Raw genomic sequence first — 17,251 nt, 5'->3', positions numbered from 1 at the left:
CAAAACCCTTCACATTAAAGATATTACAGGTTATAGCAAAACATATCAACAGCGATAAGCAATAGTTTGCCCCACTTTGTGTAGTATCTGACAGTGGACGCATTAAAGACCCCTTGGCATAATTTTATATCATGTTATCATAAAGTGGAGAAATAAAGCAGCAGCTGACATTCTCGTTTTCTTGCCATATACCTGACCGGCAATGGCTTATTGGTCTTTAATAAACAAATATTTATTTTTTCGATGGAAAATACACAACCATTCACCGCTAATTTTATAAGCAACGGCAGTGAAGTGGGGAAATTAATCCACGCCTATGATTGGTCTTCCACACCGCTCGGAACAATGGCCTCCTGGCCTAAAACTTTACAGTTTTCTCTGAATATGCTCCTGCATACCAATCTGCCCATGATGCTTTTCTGGGGTGATCGTTCACTTTGCTTTTATAATGATGCTTTTCTTCCTTTGCTGCCAGCAGGGAAACAAACACTTGTTCCCGGTAAAGCTGCCGCCGAATTGTGGCCGGACACCTGGCCGGCAATACAGCCAGCAGTGAATCAGGTACGCAGCAATGGAGATCCGGTTTCTCACGATAACGATATATTCGCCCGTTATAGTCATAATGGTCATTCCTGTCATCATCATCATCATTACAGCCCCATACAGGATGAAACCGGTCTAAGGGTAGCTGTACTGCTGATTTGCACACAGACAGCCCAAAACAAGCACGAAAAGTCCGCCGTAAGTGCGCAGCACTTCAAGGGTATCGTCGAACAGGCGCCTAACCCGATATTCATCTTCAAAGGTGAGGATATGGTCCTGGCAATGGCCAATGAACCGCTACTCAGGATCTGGGGCGTCAATAGCGACGCTATCGGCAAACCCATGCTGGACACCCTGCCCGAATTGAAAGGACAGGGCTTCATGGAAATGCTGCTCGACGTATATCACAATAAGCATATCGTTACCGGCAAGGAAAAACCGGCTGTCTTCCATCGGCCGGATGGCAGGAAAGAAACCATGTATTTCAACTTCGTATATCAGCCCTATAAAGAGGCCGACGGCACGGTAAGTGGCGTATTGGTGATTGCAAATGACGTCACAGAACAAGTAGTAGCCAGGAAAAGACTCGAAGAAAGTGAACTCCGCTTCAGAGCCTTGGTCATGGCTACTTCAGATGTAGTGTATCGCATGAATCCTGACTGGTCAGAAATGCAAAACCTGGTAGGAAGAGGCTTTCTGACGGATACAGAAGTGCCTACTCCGGACTGGCTGAAAAAATACATCCATCCGGACGACCAGCCACACGTCCAGGCTCTGATTAAAAAATCAGTACAAACACATAGTGTATTCGAACTGGAACACCAGGTATTCAGACAGGATGGGGCTATCGGCTGGACCTTTTCCCGCGCGATACCGATCCATGATGAAGCAGGCAATATTATAGAATGGTTCGGCGCTGCCAGTGACATCACACAGCGTAAAAGATTCGAACAGGAATTAGAATCTACCCGCGATGAATTGCGCGTCAGCAAAAGGTTATATGAAGCTGTTACAGCCAGTACCCCCGATCTGATCTATATCTTTGATCGTAACTATAAATTTATATACGCTAACCAGGCACTATTGACCATGTGGGGGCGCACTTGGGAAGAATCTGTCGGTCAGGGACTGCTCGCCCTGGGATATGAACCATGGCATGCAGAAATGCACGAAAGGGAAATCGACCAGGTAATTGCTACCAAAAAGCCGATCAGAGGAGAAGTGGCATTCCCACACTCAGTTATGGGCTACCGGATGTATGATTACATTTTCGCCCCCGTACTGAATGAAGCCGGTGAGGTAGAGGTAGTCGCAGGTACCACCCGCGATATCTCCGATCTTAAAGTCGCAGAACTGGCCCTGAAACATAGTGAAGAGCAATTCCGCACCTTAACGCAATCCTTGCCCCAGCTGATCTGCACTGCAGACATACATGGCTACTGTGATTTTTTTAACCAGCAATGGTACGACTACACAGGCAGTCACGCAGAAGATGCCGAGGGCAAAGGCTGGATGATGTATGTACACCCTAATCAGCGGGAACTGCTATACGATAAATGGGAAAGAAGCCTCAAAAGTGGTGAATCACTCGCTTTCGAATTCCAGCTGAAAGCAAGAGACGGACATTATCAGTGGTTTTATATCGTAGGCAATCCTATCAAGGATGAAGATGGCGAAATCCTGAAATGGGTATCCGCACTGACCAATATCGAAGAACAGAAAGCTGTGGAAGAGAAGCTGGAACAGCTGGTAAACGAACGTACAGGGGCATTACAGCGCTCTAATGACGATCTGGAACAGTTTGCACACGTCGCCTCACATGACCTGAAAGAGCCGGTCCGCAAGATCAAAACATTTGTCGACCGCCTGGAACATGACGGTGAAACAAAACTATCTGAAAAAGGAAGCAGCTATCTCAATAAGATCAATACCGCGGCCAACCGCATGTATGACATGATTGAAGGGGTGCTAAACTATTCCTCCATAGACAATGCCGAACAGCCATTATCCAGCATCAATCTCAACGAGACTTTAAATAGCATAGAACTGGACCTGGAAATCCTGATGAACCAGAAAAAAGCGCATATTGTATATGAAGGCTTACCAACGGTAAAAGGCGCTCCGCTACTGATTTATCAGTTATTCTATAACCTCATTAACAATTCATTGAAATTTACCCGTTTGGATACCCCACCGCTCATTACCGTGACGGCAAAAAAGGCTGCCAAAATGGGCATCCCATATCTCCAGATCGATGTAAAAGACAATGGGATCGGTTTCGAACAAACACAGGCGCAAAAGATATTTAACAGCTTTATCCGCCTGAACTCAAAAGATAAATTTGAAGGAACCGGCCTTGGCCTGGCACTTTGTAAGAAGATCGTAGAACGGCATCAGGGATATATTACCGCCAGTGGTGCAGAGAATGAAGGGGCGGTGTTTAGTATATTCTTACCGGATATAAATTAGGAATTAGGAATCTATAGTGTCCGGTAAAAATATGGGATTAAGTCATAAAAAAAGGAGGCCGAGGCCTCCTTTTTCAGTAAGTTTAAGTTACCACACTAGAACTTACTTATGAGCAAAAGTAAATTTTTTTCCGGACAGCCGATTTTTAATCAACTACTTTCTTTTATACCAACCACGTTGATAGATAAAGTCTGTAGAGAGACAAACGCAGATTACTATTATAAGCATTTTAAGGCTTTTGACCATTTGGTAACAATGCTATTTAGTAGTTTTCATCAGTGTACTTCATTACGAGAGCTTCATACAGGATTGTTAGCCAACCAGCATCGGCTTCACCATTTGGGCATTAAACATACCCCGCGTCGAAGCACTATTTCCGATGCTAACAGGACGCGTCCGGTGGCGTTTTTTGAAAAGCTCTATCATCGTCTATATAACCATCATTATCAAGCGTTTTCCCCGGACAGCCGAAAGAGAAAATCGTTGGTTGACCGGTTATTCATAGTGGACTCGACGACGGTCAGCCTATTTTCTAATGTAATGAAGGGGGCAGGTGTAATTAGAATGGACGGCAGAAAGAAGGGAGGAATAAAGGCGCACGTATTGATGACGGCCAAAACAGAACTACCAAGCTTTACTATTCTGACGGAAGCTGCCAAAAATGATAGAATCATTATGCCACAGTTAGAGCTCTTGCCAGGTTCTATAATAGCCATGGATAGAGCTTATGTGAACTATAAACTCATGAAGGAATGGACTGAAAAAGAGATCACGTGGGTAACTCGTGTAACCAAGAGTATGAAAATAAAATTATTGACACGAAACAGATTAAAAATACTCCATAAAAGAAAAGGTATCTTAAAAGATTGGGTTATTCAACTAGGTAACCCTCTAACAGAGGAGAAAAGTCCTGTACAGACGGCGCGTGTAATCAGCATTTACGATATAGAAATACAAAAAAGAAAATACATCTGTTAACAAACAATTTTACTTATACGCCGACAACGATCAGGAAATTGTATCAAAAGCGATGGGCAATCGAAATGCTTTTTAAAAGAATTAAGCAGAACTCTCAATTAAACAATTTTTTAGGTGAAAACAAGAATGCTATAAGTATACAGCTCTGGTGCACGCTAATAAAGGATTTACTGACAAAGATCGTAAAAGACAAGCTGACAGAGAAAGGGAGTAAAAAATGGTCTTTTAGTAACCTAACTGGCTTTCTAAGGTTACATCTTTACACTTATATCCACCTAATGAATTTTCTGGCAGAACCCGAGTATGCACTTTTACAGCATAATAAGGGGCCAGATCAGATAAACCTGCAATTGAAATTATTCTCCTTTTAAAAAAAGAGGGGGGCTTACTTTTATAATAGCAGTAAGCCCCTCCCATCTATATTGAGTTTGAAAGGAATAAAGGGGTAATCCCAATTTTAACCGGACACTATAGAATTAGGAATTAAGAATTAAGAATTAAGAATTAAGAATTAAGAATTAAGAATTAAGAATTAAGAATCTATAGTGTCCGGTAAAAATATGGGATTAAGTCATAAAAAAAGGAGGCCGAGGCCTCCTTTTTCAGTAAGTTTAAGTTACCACACTAGAACTTACTTATGAGCAAAAGTAAATTTTTTTCCGGACAGCCGATTTTTAATCAACTACTTTCTTTTATACCAACCACGTTGATAGATAAAGTCTGTAGAGAGACAAACGCAGATTACTATTATAAGCATTTTAAGGCTTTTGACCATTTGGTAACAATGCTATTTAGTAGTTTTCATCAGTGTACTTCATTACGAGAGCTTCATACAGGATTGTTAGCCAACCAGCATCGGCTTCACCATTTGGGCATTAAACATACCCCGCGTCGAAGCACTATTTCCGATGCTAACAGGACGCGTCCGGTGGCGTTTTTTGAAAAGCTTTATCATCGTCTATATAACCATCATTATCAAGCGTTTTCCCCGGACAGCCGAAAGAGAAAATCGTTGGTTGACCGGTTATTCATAGTGGACTCGACGACGGTCAGCCTATTTTCTAATGTAATGAAGGGGGCAGGTGTAATTAGAATGGACGGCAGAAAGAAGGGAGGAATAAAGGCGCACGTATTGATGACGGCCAAAACAGAACTACCAAGCTTTACTATTCTGACGGAAGCTGCCAAAAATGATAGAATCATTATGCCACAGTTAGAGCTCTTGCCAGGTTCTATAATAGCCATGGATAGAGCTTATGTGAACTATAAACTCATGAAGGAATGGACTGAAAAAGAGATCACGTGGGTAACTCGTGTAACCAAGAGTATGAAAATAAAATTATTGACACGAAACAGATTAAAAATACTCAATAAAAGAAAAGGTATCCTAAAAGATTGGGTTATTCAACTAGGTAACCCTCTAACAGAGGAGAAAAGTCCTGTACAGACGGCGCGTGTAATCAGCATTTACGATAGAAATACAAAAAAGAAAATACATCTGTTAACAAACAATTTTACTTATACGCCGACAACGATCAGGAAATTGTATCAAAAGCGATGGGCAATCGAAATGCTTTTTAAAAGAATTAAGCAGAACTCTCAATTAAACAATTTTTTAGGTGAAAACAAAAATGCTATAAGTATACAGCTCTGGTGCACGCTAATAAAGGATTTACTGACAAAGATCGTAAAAGACAAGCTGACAGAGAAAGGGAGTAAAAAATGGTCTTTTAGTAACCTAACTGGCTTTCTAAGGTTACATCTTTACACTTATATCCACCTAATGAATTTTCTGGCAGAACCCGAGTATGCACTTTTACAGCATAATAAGGGGCCAGATCAGATAAACCTGCAATTGAAATTATTCTCCTTTTAAAAAAAGAGGGGGGCTTACTTTTATAATAGCAGTAAGCCCCTCCCATCTATATTGAGTTTGAAAGGAATAAAGGGGTAATCCCAATTTTAACCGGACACTATAGAATTAAGAATTAAGAATTAAGAATTAAGAATTAAGAATTAAGAATTAAGAATTAAGAATTAAGAATTAAGAATTAAGAATTAAGAATTAAGAATTAAGAATTACCGCGAAGATCTCCGCTGCATTCCAATTCTTAATTCTTAATTCCTAATTCTTAATTGAAAAAGCCCATTGACCCTAAAACACTCAGGATCATGGGCTCTTTCATCTAAAACCTGTAACAACTAATAGCCGGGATTCTGTTTAAACTGTGGGTTTGCCCCGAGAATATCTCTTCCTATCGGGAATATCGCGGTATGATCATCTGCATCTGGCTGCTTATCCCACCAGGTACCCGTATTAAATACGCCCCAGCGTACCAGATCCGTACGTCTGCGGTTCTCACCCAAAAACTCACGTCCCCATTCATCCAGCATCTCCTGGTCGTTCAGCTGACTACCATCCAGCTTATACAAACTTGTAGATTCGTCCGGATAGTTACGCTTACGCACTGCATTCAGTAAAGCAGCCGCGCCGGCCTTATCGCCCGACCGATACTTACATTCCGCCAGTGAATAATAAATCTCTGATAAACGTACCTCCGCATAAGCCGAAGTGATACGATTGGGATCCGGTGTCGGATATACCGGATATTTCATCAGGAACACACCGGAATTATGGTCAGCATGGTTCATATTGGATTCTTTATCTGCTACCGGCTGACCAGGCTTCGTTCCCAAAAACCAACCCACCTGATCGCGGATAAACAACGGATAATCCCCCTTGTTACCGCGTACGGTATCAGGTACGGAGTTGCCATTTACATTACGCTGAAAAGGCAGGTAACCGTACAGGAACATCCCTTCACGTTTACTGTTGCCAAGATTCTTGTAAAGCTTCAGTCGAAGGTCGTCCGGATAACGCTGGAACTTAACAAAAGGCTTACCCAGCTGGAAATTGTACTCAACACTATCAACATTCCTTCCGGGTTGTAACGCAAACCTTGGATTGGATTTGCCGAAATCCGTAAAACCACAATACAAAGGTGCCGCATCATAGGTCATGGACCAGAAATACATGCCGCCATCATACTGCCAGTGTGTACGAGACAAACTGGAAGGGAACCCATAAATTGTCTCTGAATTCAAAGAGGTATTCGTATAATCAAACGGCGCATCCCAGCGGGTATCCAGTTGATAACTACCATACTTACCATCGATGATATCCTGACATACCGCCGCACAATCTGCAAACCTGTCTTCCTTGATATACGCCTGTGCATTCAGATACAGTCTTACCAGTAAAGCAGCCGCACCTGCCTGTGTCCACCTGCCAATACCTTTTTCGCCCAGCGCTTCGCGTTTAGGCAGATCAGGCAGCGCCGCTTTCAGCTCTTCCTCTATGTATTTAAAGGTTTCTGCGGGCGGCGACTGTGGACCGCTCACCGTCGTGTTTTTCACATCATGTACAAGCACAATATTGCGGTAGAAATCAAACGCCCTGATATAAAACCAGGCGCGCAGCGTTCTCAGTTCCGCCTTAAAATCAGCCAGCTCCGTAGGCGTGACATTCAGCCTCCTCGGATCAGCGATTCCCTCCATGTCCTGCAGTGAGTTCGTAGCCAGTACAATACCCTGGTAGAAAGCCGTCCAGGCGCCATTGGTAAAACCATCCTGGTTCGTCCAGGTATGATAGTGCATACGCTGATAATAACCACCATCCTGCCAGTCACCCTGACGGTTATAAGTGCCTATTTCATCAGTACTGTTTTCACCCACCGCATAGACGTCATTTCCCTGGATACTCCAGTAAGCGTGCTCAAACGGGCGTAAAAAGTCCCTGATCACATCATCGCGTCTGGTCAGGAATTGCGACTCGTCAACCCTGTCATACACACTTTCTTCCAGTTTCGTACAGCTGCCCATTGTCATTGCAGTGATCAACGCAGCGTTTATGATATATTTTCTATAGTTCTTTTTCATCTCTGTACCAGTTAATTGTTTAGAATGTTACCTGTAAGCCTCCCAGTAACTGAATTGTCGCCGGATAGAAATTCAGATTACCCTGCACGCCAGGCGTTAAGCCGTTAATAGGGTACAGATCAGGATCGCCTCCCTTGAAGCTGGTGAACGTATGCAGGTTGCTCGCTGAAGCATATACCCTGAACGCATGCAGGTACTTGGAATTGACTTCACGGCCATAACCCAGCGATACGTTGTCGATCTTCACGAAAGAACCCGATTCCAGGAAATAGTCGGAAGCAAGGGCTGTGGTAGAAGAACTGGTCAGTTTAGCATACTTGCTCTTCGGATCGTAGGCAGATTTCAGCGTATTGGCGTCGGACTGTGTAGCCGGCGTACCCACATAAAATGCCTGCATGTTGAACAGCTTGTAGCCGAAATTACCCCTGAAGAAGATATTCAGGTCCCAGTTCTTATAACGGAAAGTGTTACCTAATGAACCGGTGAATTTCGGCAAACCATTCCCCACAAACTGCTTATCATCTGCATTAGTCTGGTTAGCCGTTACAATACTGCCGTCTTTTTTATACGCCAGCAATGCGCCATTCTCATTTACACCTGCTGACTTCAGCATGTAAAAGTCCCCGATACGATGTCCTTCCTGTAAACGCTGGATGTTACCCGGACTACCTGGTGCAGGTAATCCCGCTACATCCTGGAATGGTGCTCCCTGGTACAGTTTATTAGAGAAAGAGACGAATTTGTTATTATTTAAAGCCGTCGCAAAAGACACATTGTAGCTGAAGTCTTTTGACTGTACCACGGATCCGTTCAGCTGGATTTCCAGACCGGTGTTTTTCATAGTACCCACGTTGCTGAAGGTCTGTGACTGCGGATTGGGTGGCAACGGTACATTGTAATAACCCAGCAGGTCCTTGTTGGTACGTACATAGTAGTTCACCGAACCTGACACACGGCTTTTAAACAGATCAAAGTCAAGACCTACGTTAAAGTTGATTGCTTTTTCCCAACCCAGGTTAGGATTGATATTCTGCGAAGGTCCATACACCTGGTAAGTCGTGCCGTTGAAAGGGAAATAACCATATCCGCCATACAACAGTAAGGACAGATAATTACCAAAATCCTGGTTACCGGTCACACCGTAATCGGCTCTCAGTTTCAGGTCATTCAGCCAGCTGATTTTATCCTTCAGGAAATCCTCGTCAGAGATACGCCATGCAGCAGATACCGCCGGGAAACTACCCCATTTGTTGTTTCTGCCGAATTTAGAAGAACCTTCATGACGCAGACTCACCGTCAGGATATACTTATTATCATAATCATAGTTGATCCTGCCAAAGAATGCGGCCAGTCTGGAGTCATTCTGTGTGGAAGACACTGCGCTTTGTCCGTTGCCTTTATCACCTCCATTCCAGGTACCGGAACCCAGATTATTCCACAGGAAAGTATCGAATGGAAAATCATAGTTGTTAGCCGCGAATTGCTGGTAATTGAAGTAGCTGTAAGAATAACCGCCCAGGAACTTAAAGTGATTCCTGTTCAGATTCAACGCATAATTGATGGTCCATTCCAGATTACGCTGGTCATTATCCTGCTGCTCCTGTGAAGCATAGTTCGTCTTCGTTACCTGCCCTGCATGTACAATCGTCGTCAGGGTAGAAGGAGAGAAGAACAGATTCTTGTAGGAAGACCGGATGTTGGAGATCGTCACCATGGAGTTCAGATTCCTGGTGATATTGACCCGGAAAGAGCCGCTCATATCCAGTTGTTTGATCTCCGCCTGACTTTTGATCAGCCGTGCATTCTCCACCGGATTATTGGAGAAAAAGCCGGTATTGATATAACGATAGCCGGTGCTGTCGTAAATAGGCAGCGTCGGATTCAGCGTAAGCGCATTATTGAAGTTTCCCTGGTCTGCATTACTGGTTTTCATATACCTCGGTGCAACATTGAAGGAAACCGTATAAACATCTTCTTTGGAAGTATGATTCAGGTTCAGACGTGCGCCATATTCCTTTTTGGAAGCACGCAGGTCAATACCATCCGCATTCCTGTAATCAGCCGAAGCGAAATAGTTATCCCTGGCCGTTCCACCGGAAATCTGCAGGGTATGCTTCTGTGCATACGCAGGCTCACGGGTGACTGATTTCATCCAGTCGGTATTACCGCCATAGTCGATACCCTGTGCCGGTGTAGCGCCGACACGGAACTTCCGGAACTCTTCTGCCGTGAGTACTTCAGGCTTCATGGTGAGACGATCCATGCTCACATAACCACTGTATACCATTTTGGAATCACCAGTGCCTTTCTTGGTTGTGATGATGATGACACCATTACTACCTCTCGTACCGTAAATCGCTGAAGCGGCGCCGCCTTTCAGCACGTCGATGGATTCGATATCGTTCTGGTTAATGTTGTCGATATTACCACCTGGTACGCCATTGATGACATACAAAGGTCCCAGACCCGCACTACGGGAGGATACGCCTCGCAGCTGGATGCTCGGAGAGGAGTTAGGATCAGCCGTGGAGGTGTTGGATACGGTTAAACCGGCTACCTTTCCCTGTAAGGACATCAGCGGGTTATTGGCAGCAACAGATTTCAGATCTTCCGCCCGCACATGCGTAATCGCACTGGAAACTTCCTTTCTGTCCATTGTACCATAACCTACACTCACCACTTCAACGCCTTTAAGTTCACGGCTGAGCGGAGCAAGTTTTACAGAGAAAGTACTTTGGTTGGCAATAGCAACTGTCTGGGGTGCATAATCAATGGAAGAAAAAATAAGTTCACGGGCATCAGCCGTAAGCGTCAGCCGGAATACGCCGTTGATGTCGGTGGCGGTGCCCGATTTGGTACCTGCAATTCTGACAGTCACTCCTGGTAATGGACTGTTGCTGGAAGAGTCAATAACTTTACCTTCTATGACTCTGTTCTGGGCAAGTACCGGGTAAGCGTGGACTAAGATCAGGGCAAAGCAGCTCAGTAATCGTAGAATTTTTAAAAACATAACAGTCTACTTAATTGGTTCATTAACGCGAAATTTCATGGTTCATCGCTGCAGCTGATGATTGTTGGTTCCAGTGCCGGTCATGGCATTTGAACTGGCTGACCAAATTAAGTCACGAAAGAAGCCATTGCAGCCGGAGCAGGACCCGCAGATAAAAAATCTAAACGTTTTATAAAAATTCTTTCTGATAATCAATATCTTAGTCCGGGATTTGTATAGAAAAATCTAAGGCTATCCAACAGGTTTTCAAAGGATTACAGGGAAAAAATGGGGCCTTATCAACCGCCCGGATACTCCGGACCAGCCAGCAGAACAATACCAAAATCGTTTATACGGCTTTTAACTTGTCATCTGAAGAAGGGAAAATTACGTACTACTTAAAAGAGGAGCTTACATCCATATGGATAAATTATTAGTTGTTTTGTTTTTACTGTTTACCGGATTCAATGGATATGCGCAAACCGGTAAATCTGACAGTCTGCTGAATGTGCTTAAAACAGAATTGAGGAAAAGCAATCTTTATGACCAGGCAAAACAAACACATATCGACCGGTTACGAACCCAGCTGTTCTGTGCCGACACCTTTAACTTTCATACACAATTCAGGTTATGTGAACAGATTTTTGAGGAATACCACTCCTTTAAATTCGATTCGGCATTTGTATATGTCCGCAAGATGATCAATCTCTCTTCGAAGTTTCATAAAACAGATGACTTAGTCCATAGTAAGATTCTGCTCGGTACTATTTTGCTGAATACAGGTTTTTATAAAGAAGCCTTCGACGTAGCTGATGACATTGATAGCAGCGGGCTGTCCGATACACGCAAAACAGATTACCTGATCCTGCGGGCCCGGCTCAATGCCGGTATTGCGGAGTATAATAATGACGCCTATTTCTCCGGACAGTATTACCAGCAGTCACAAGCCGACTTTAAAACCGCCGAAACCGTTACACCGTCTAATGCTTTCGAACAAACCATCAACCTGGCCTTTCTGCCGGATTCAGTGAAGCAGCGGCGCCTGACGCCTGACTTCTTCTTTAATACCATCATCCACCACCCGCTGACCCACCACGGTATCGCCATGGTCTCCACCAGGATCAGCTACGCCTATACCGGCTATGACCGGATCATGTTCCTGGCCCTTGCTGCTATCAGTGACGTCCGTTCCTCCACCAAAGAAACACTGGCCATATTCCTGCTCGGACAGGAGTTATATAAGCTGGATAAGACAAATGACGCCTACCTGCTTATACAGGAAGCCTCCCATAATGCCAGGTTCTACGGCACCAGGAACCGCGCCGTGCAGATCGAAACCATGTTACCACTTATAGCAGGTAAAGTGATCGATCAGAAGCAGCATGAAAAGGACAGGCTCCTGATAGGCTTACTGCTCTTCCTGATCGTCGCGGTGGTATTATTTTTCCTGCTCGTTATCTACCGTAAACAGATGCAGCGGATCAAGGAAAATGAGCGGATGATCAAAGAAAAGAATGGCGAGCTGGAAAAAGTCAATGGGCGACTCTGGGAATCCTCCAGGATAAAAGAAGAGCTGATCGGTTTGTTTTTCAAAACCTGTTCCTCTTACATTGAAACCCTGGACAGAATAAAACAACGTACACTGCACAATATCAAACTGGGGAAATATAAGGATGTGACCCAGTTTCTCGAAGACGTACAGGTAGATGAAGAAAAGGAGAATCTGTACACCATGCTGGATACCGTATTCCTGACCATGTTCCCTAATTTCATTATCTCTTTTAATGCATTGCTGAAAAAGGAAGATCAGATATGGCCGAAATCAGGAGATACACTCAATGCCACACTCCGCATCTTTGCGCTCATTCGCCTGGGTATCAACGAACAGGAAGCGATTGCCAAGATATTGGGTTACAGTGTCAGCACGGTCTATACCTATAAAATGCGGGTGAAATCCCGCGCACTGGTGCCTGCCGCGGACTTTGAGCAGAAAATAATGGAGATAAAATTCATTGACAGTTACGACCATTGATCGCTGTTGTACTAAATAAAAAAGTGATACCTCTTTGAAAAGGTATCACTTTTTTTATGTCATCTAAATGATTACAAAGTCAGTCTCACACCACCCATCAGCCATCTGCCTGGCATCTGCGCACCAGTCAGATCGGCATATGTTTTATTGAAAACGTTGTCCGCTTCAACAGATAAGCTGAGCATATTTTTGATCACAAATACATCCGCTTTCACACTGGCGATAAAGTATTCTTTGGTTACTACACCTGCAATGTTTGCGGCAGACTGAGGATCGCGTACTTTATACAAACCATTTGCGCTGATGGAGAACAGTGAATTGCGGTATTGCAACATACCATTCAGCAGGAAACGCGCATGTGAAGAGATATAGAAAGAAGATTGTCCTTCCTGGATATCGGAATACAACCAGGTAGTACCGGCTGTCGCTGAAACAGTATGTTTTTCTTTATAGGTCTTCGTCCACTGGATATCTGTTTCCAGTCCGCTGGTCACCATTTTAGAAATATTGGTCGCCAGGGAATACGTGCCCGTCGGAGACAGGTTGTGTTTGTACGGCATATTCGCATATGGTGTAGTCGCCCAGTCAATCAGGTCGTTATACCGGCGTTGGAACACCGTAGAAGAAACACGGAGTGTTTTGCCAAAGTAGTCGGCACCTGCTTCATAACTAAAAGAACGTTCCGCTTTCAGATCCGGATTACCGATCTTTCCGCTGGTAACAATCGGTTTGTTATTGTTGTTGTAACGCTCGGTAAAGTCGGCATTACGGATGGTTTTACCCGCACTACCTCTTACCTGGAATTTGCCGGTACGGTAACTGGCATTCAGCTGAGGTACCAGTTCAGAACCACTGCGTTCATCCCAGTCAAGGCGTACTGCCGGACTCAATGTCAACGCATCAAACAGGGTAGCGGTCAAAGACACAAAACCAGCAGCCTGGTTCACAGTATGATTACCCCTGTCATTGGAAACGATGTTTTTCTGCTGGAACTGTCCGCCGGCCACCAGGTTAAGATCATTACTGAACGCATGTTCGTAGATCGCAAGGGACTGGAATAATTTGCTGCGGTTATCATTGGCTAAAGACACAGAATTGTACACGTAGTGATCGTTCATGTTCTTGTAACCGGCCATCAGACTAAACCCATCTTTACCCTTACGATATTGAAGATTCAGCTGCTGCCACCAGGTAGAAAGTTTTTCGCTGGCAGTATCAGAGGCGAAAGTGGTGTAGAAGTTCTGGGCGGCAAATTTGCGGCTGTCATAACTTAAACGGTAAGACAGTTTCCAGTTTTCGTTGAAACGGTAACTGGCAGAACCGGATACCGTATGCAGGTGGAAATAACCGTCGATACCCCTTTGCGGCTGACCGTCGGCATTGTTGGTTTGTCCACCGATATTCACCGCCAGCTTTTCCGTGCTGTAATATGCATTGGCGTTGGCGTTGAACAAGCCATATTCACCACCGGTTACACCAGCCGTGATCTTTCTGGTGGGTGTACTCGTACCGGTACGGGCAAATGTCTTAGTAATGATGTGTATCACACCACCTACCGCATCAGAGCCATAAATAGCGGAAGAAGCACCCTTCAGCACCTCAATATGGTCGATTTCTGCCGGATTAACCGGGATATAGCTGCTGAAATGGCCGGTATTGGGGTCATTTACACGTATGCCGTCGAGTATTACCAGTACCTGCTGAAAAGTACCACCCCTGATCACGATATCGCTGCCGGCGCCCATAGGGCCCTTTGCCTGCACTTCTACACCTGGCAGATAGCGCAGTACCTCGTCCACGGAGTGAACAGGCATCCTGGCGATATCCTCGCCCTTGATAACATAAAGATTACGACCGGTTTTGGAGCTTACCACGGGATTGACAGTGGCGGTAACAGTGACTGCATCCAGATCACTTATCTTTTCCTGGGCCTTCAGCGTCAGCGTACAGAGTAAACTGGCGGCCACCGGCAAGGTTAATTTCGAAAACATTCAGTTAGTTTTGATATTGGCCGGCAAAGGTACAGGAAAAAAGCATCACTGATGCGGTGCGTCTGGATGCAGAACGTATGTTACAACAACCAAAAGGTCTGACTGAAGGCGCCGTTAGCAGCAATATCCCAGGCTTCCACGCGTACCCATTTCCTGCCTTTCAGCTGACTGTTAAACCGGAAAGTCTTCTCCCCGAAAGCTTCTGTATCTTTCAGGGATATCTTTTCCCGGTATACCTTTTCACCATCTCCCGAGATGATCTCCACGAAATTCATAGGGAAAGTCCATTGGAGTTGCAGGTCAATATTGGCGGTACCATTGGCAGGTAATCGCAGGCTATCTCCCGAAATATGACCATTCACCTGCAACGACGGCATCAGTACCTCTCCGGTACTACTGAAAAAACGCCCATGCTGCATGGCATCGAGTATCGGCTGCCAGCTCTCCTTATAAGCCGGTCGTTTATCCAGCATCAGGTAATTGATATTCATATGCGCATACATCTCGTTCTGATGTGTAATCGTGAACAGGTCCGCTTCACTGATAACCGTCTTCTTCGTACCCCAGTTGTTCATATCATCCATCAGATCGAGCACCCTTTTACCAAGACGGGGTTGTGAAAGATCCGCCGGCATCGCCTTCCAGGCAGCTCCCATAAATCTGTCAGACAGGAAAAAATCTTCGTGGTTATAGCTATCAGGTGTATTGACAGAACCCTTCGTACGCGGATGTGCCGTCCAGGCCAGTCCTTTTTCGTCTTTCAGCAATTGGAGCATTTCCTCCTTATTGCCTACGTGATAGACTTTGCCATAACCGGGCTGTTCACTGACATAAGGCTGTCCGGCTTTCCTTGACATCACCCAGTAAACTGGTTTCGGAAAGATATCCAGCCAGTGTCCGCCAAAGAACTCATTGGGTTCTTCGCCAGGCAATAGCAGGAAGGTATCATCAGACTGCTTTTCACACAGATCAAAAAGTGCTTTCAACTGCGGTAAACGTTTTTCATCCGGTCCGCGGGGATCGGCCGTATAATGGAATTCAGCAAGATGTACGATATCCACGCCCAGGTCCTTGAATACACCGACAAACTCAGGATGTGCGGGTACAGGTTTACCGGACATGATAACATTCATCACAAATTCATTGTGAAAATGGCTGGACATCGTTTTGAAGCCTGGCAATGCCGCATAACGGTCATTACGCGTAAATGCCTTCACACCGGAAAATGCAGCTGCATCGTCATCCTGGTTGAGTAAACAGAAGAAATTAAGCCGCTGCTCCGTGCCGGGAGGCGCATTGAACCAGGGTACAAAACGTTTGTCACCCTGCAGCTCCTGCCGGATACCAATACCATAACCTTCTACCATCTTCCGGTACTGATTGCCATACCAGGTGAAATCAAGGTTGAACGCTTCATCCAACGGATAGAAGTATTGATGTGGGGGAGGAAATACCGCCAGGGTGCCTTGCTTCCCGGAAGCGGCAATAGCCCTGTATTTCACCGCCTGATGACGGGCTGTATCCCTGGCAACGACGGTCGTCTGTTGCAGACTATCCCCCGTATTCATCCAGGATACATGCTGCCAGTCAGGCTGCGCACTGACCATACCTGCATCGAAAACAATTGCTTTGGCAGCAGCATCTGTACTGATTACGGCAGCTACATTGAACAGCGGACTGCCATGATAGAAAGTCAGCTCCAGCGTACCGGAGAACTTTTCAGCTGCAACAGGTCCGATGCTGGCAATCGTACGGCTGCCTTCCGATCTCACGGAAACGGCTGTTTTCTGCATCTTCAGCGGGTAACTCTGATAAGGCTTGTTGGGCACCTTGTCAAAGAAGATATTCCAGCCATTCTGAGACAACAGATCTCTTTTACCTATCGTGACGACAAAAGCAGGATCCACATTGTGGGTGATCTCCTTTTGTCCCAGCGAAATGCTTTTAAAAAGTGGTTTACCAGGAGTGAGGTCCAAAACGATTTTTCCCTTGATGGATTCACCAGCCGGCCAGCTGACTTCCAGGAAAGATCCTTTTTGGGAGACTACTGCTCCGTTCGTTTTCTTGAAATTTTTAAGATCTGCTTTTGCCTGTGCATGGGCAAAAACGCTAACGAATAATGCAACTACGAGTAAAATGTGGAACTTCATGCATTGGGTTTAGCTGCTCAATATAAGGCATAAGCACTTTATGAGCAAGCCCTTAGTGTCATTGTAACAGTTTTCACTATTCATGCGGTGCTGTATGCATCAGGGAAAATCTGTCATCGCTGTAAAAATAAAAAGCCGGAGATATTATCTCCGGCTTCGG

9 protein-coding genes are annotated in these 17,251 nt (G+C 44.9%); 5 read left to right on the top strand and 4 right to left on the bottom strand.

Annotation, left to right across the window (positions count from 1 at the left end; translation table 11 throughout):
• Positions 1-243: 243 nt before the first annotated feature.
• The 4 genes from CPIN_RS21940 to CPIN_RS21925 all read left to right on the top strand — a co-directional run bounded on the left by CPIN_RS21940 (position 244) and on the right by CPIN_RS21925 (position 5,866).
• Complete coding sequence (locus CPIN_RS21940; protein ID WP_012792033.1) at positions 244-3,012, top strand: PAS domain-containing sensor histidine kinase; 2,769 nt, start codon at positions 244-246, stop codon at positions 3,010-3,012.
• A gap of 108 nt (positions 3,013-3,120) precedes the next feature.
• Complete coding sequence (locus CPIN_RS21935) at positions 3,121-3,990, top strand: IS4 family transposase (protein ID WP_052306857.1); 870 nt, start codon at positions 3,121-3,123, stop codon at positions 3,988-3,990.
• A gap of 38 nt (positions 3,991-4,028) precedes the next feature.
• On the top strand, positions 4,029-4,361 hold the full coding sequence (locus CPIN_RS39400; protein WP_071820382.1) for a hypothetical protein: 333 nt from the start codon (positions 4,029-4,031) through the stop codon (positions 4,359-4,361).
• Positions 4,362-4,627: 266 nt separating this feature from the next.
• The gene (locus CPIN_RS21925) at positions 4,628-5,866 is read left to right on the top strand and encodes an IS4 family transposase (protein ID WP_012792032.1); all 1,239 of its coding nucleotides are present in this window, start codon (positions 4,628-4,630) and stop codon (positions 5,864-5,866) included.
• A gap of 326 nt (positions 5,867-6,192) precedes the next feature.
• Here the strand turns inward: CPIN_RS21925 and CPIN_RS21920 are convergent, their stop codons facing one another.
• Both CPIN_RS21920 and CPIN_RS21915 read right to left on the bottom strand, forming a co-directional pair.
• The gene (locus CPIN_RS21920) at positions 6,193-7,929 is read right to left on the bottom strand and encodes a RagB/SusD family nutrient uptake outer membrane protein (RefSeq protein ID WP_012792031.1); all 1,737 of its coding nucleotides are present in this window, start codon (positions 7,927-7,929) and stop codon (positions 6,193-6,195) included.
• Between the two features lie 19 nt (positions 7,930-7,948).
• On the bottom strand, positions 7,949-10,939 hold the full coding sequence (locus tag CPIN_RS21915) for a SusC/RagA family TonB-linked outer membrane protein (protein ID WP_012792030.1): 2,991 nt from the start codon (positions 10,937-10,939) through the stop codon (positions 7,949-7,951).
• A 400-nt stretch (positions 10,940-11,339) separates the two neighbouring features.
• Here CPIN_RS21915 and CPIN_RS21910 point away from each other — a divergent pair, with 400 nt between their 5' ends.
• On the top strand, positions 11,340-12,950 hold the full coding sequence (locus CPIN_RS21910; RefSeq protein WP_012792029.1) for a SusR family glycan utilization regulator: 1,611 nt from the start codon (positions 11,340-11,342) through the stop codon (positions 12,948-12,950).
• Positions 12,951-13,021: 71 nt separating this feature from the next.
• Here the strand turns inward: CPIN_RS21910 and CPIN_RS21905 are convergent, their stop codons facing one another.
• Positions 13,022-14,941, bottom strand: coding sequence for a TonB-dependent receptor plug domain-containing protein (locus CPIN_RS21905; RefSeq protein ID WP_012792028.1), 1,920 nt, complete (start codon positions 14,939-14,941; stop codon positions 13,022-13,024).
• 80 nt (positions 14,942-15,021) lie between these two features.
• The gene (locus tag CPIN_RS21900; protein ID WP_012792027.1) at positions 15,022-17,091 is read right to left on the bottom strand and encodes a CehA/McbA family metallohydrolase domain-containing protein; all 2,070 of its coding nucleotides are present in this window, start codon (positions 17,089-17,091) and stop codon (positions 15,022-15,024) included.
• Positions 17,092-17,251 lie beyond the last annotated feature (160 nt).

Origin of the sequence: Chitinophaga pinensis DSM 2588, assembly GCF_000024005.1 — a bacterium.
GTDB lineage: Bacteria > Bacteroidota > Bacteroidia > Chitinophagales > Chitinophagaceae > Chitinophaga > Chitinophaga pinensis.
The sequence above is the reverse complement of the archived record's forward strand: the minus strand, read 5'-3'. Positions and strand labels throughout refer to the sequence as shown.

Coding starts and splice junctions, on each gene's coding strand:
- CPIN_RS21920 (WP_012792031.1), bottom strand. CDS start 7,929: ATGAAAAAGAACTATAGAAAATATATCATAAACGCTGCGTTGATCACT.
- CPIN_RS21900 (WP_012792027.1), bottom strand. CDS start 17,091: ATGAAGTTCCACATTTTACTCGTAGTTGCATTATTCGTTAGCGTTTTT.
- CPIN_RS21915 (WP_012792030.1), bottom strand. CDS start 10,939: ATGTTTTTAAAAATTCTACGATTACTGAGCTGCTTTGCCCTGATCTTA.
- CPIN_RS21910 (WP_012792029.1), top strand. CDS start 11,340: ATGGATAAATTATTAGTTGTTTTGTTTTTACTGTTTACCGGATTCAAT.
- CPIN_RS21940 (WP_012792033.1), top strand. CDS start 244: ATGGAAAATACACAACCATTCACCGCTAATTTTATAAGCAACGGCAGT.
- CPIN_RS21925 (WP_012792032.1), top strand. CDS start 4,628: ATGAGCAAAAGTAAATTTTTTTCCGGACAGCCGATTTTTAATCAACTA.
- CPIN_RS21905 (WP_012792028.1), bottom strand. CDS start 14,941: ATGTTTTCGAAATTAACCTTGCCGGTGGCCGCCAGTTTACTCTGTACG.
- CPIN_RS21935 (WP_052306857.1), top strand. CDS start 3,121: ATGAGCAAAAGTAAATTTTTTTCCGGACAGCCGATTTTTAATCAACTA.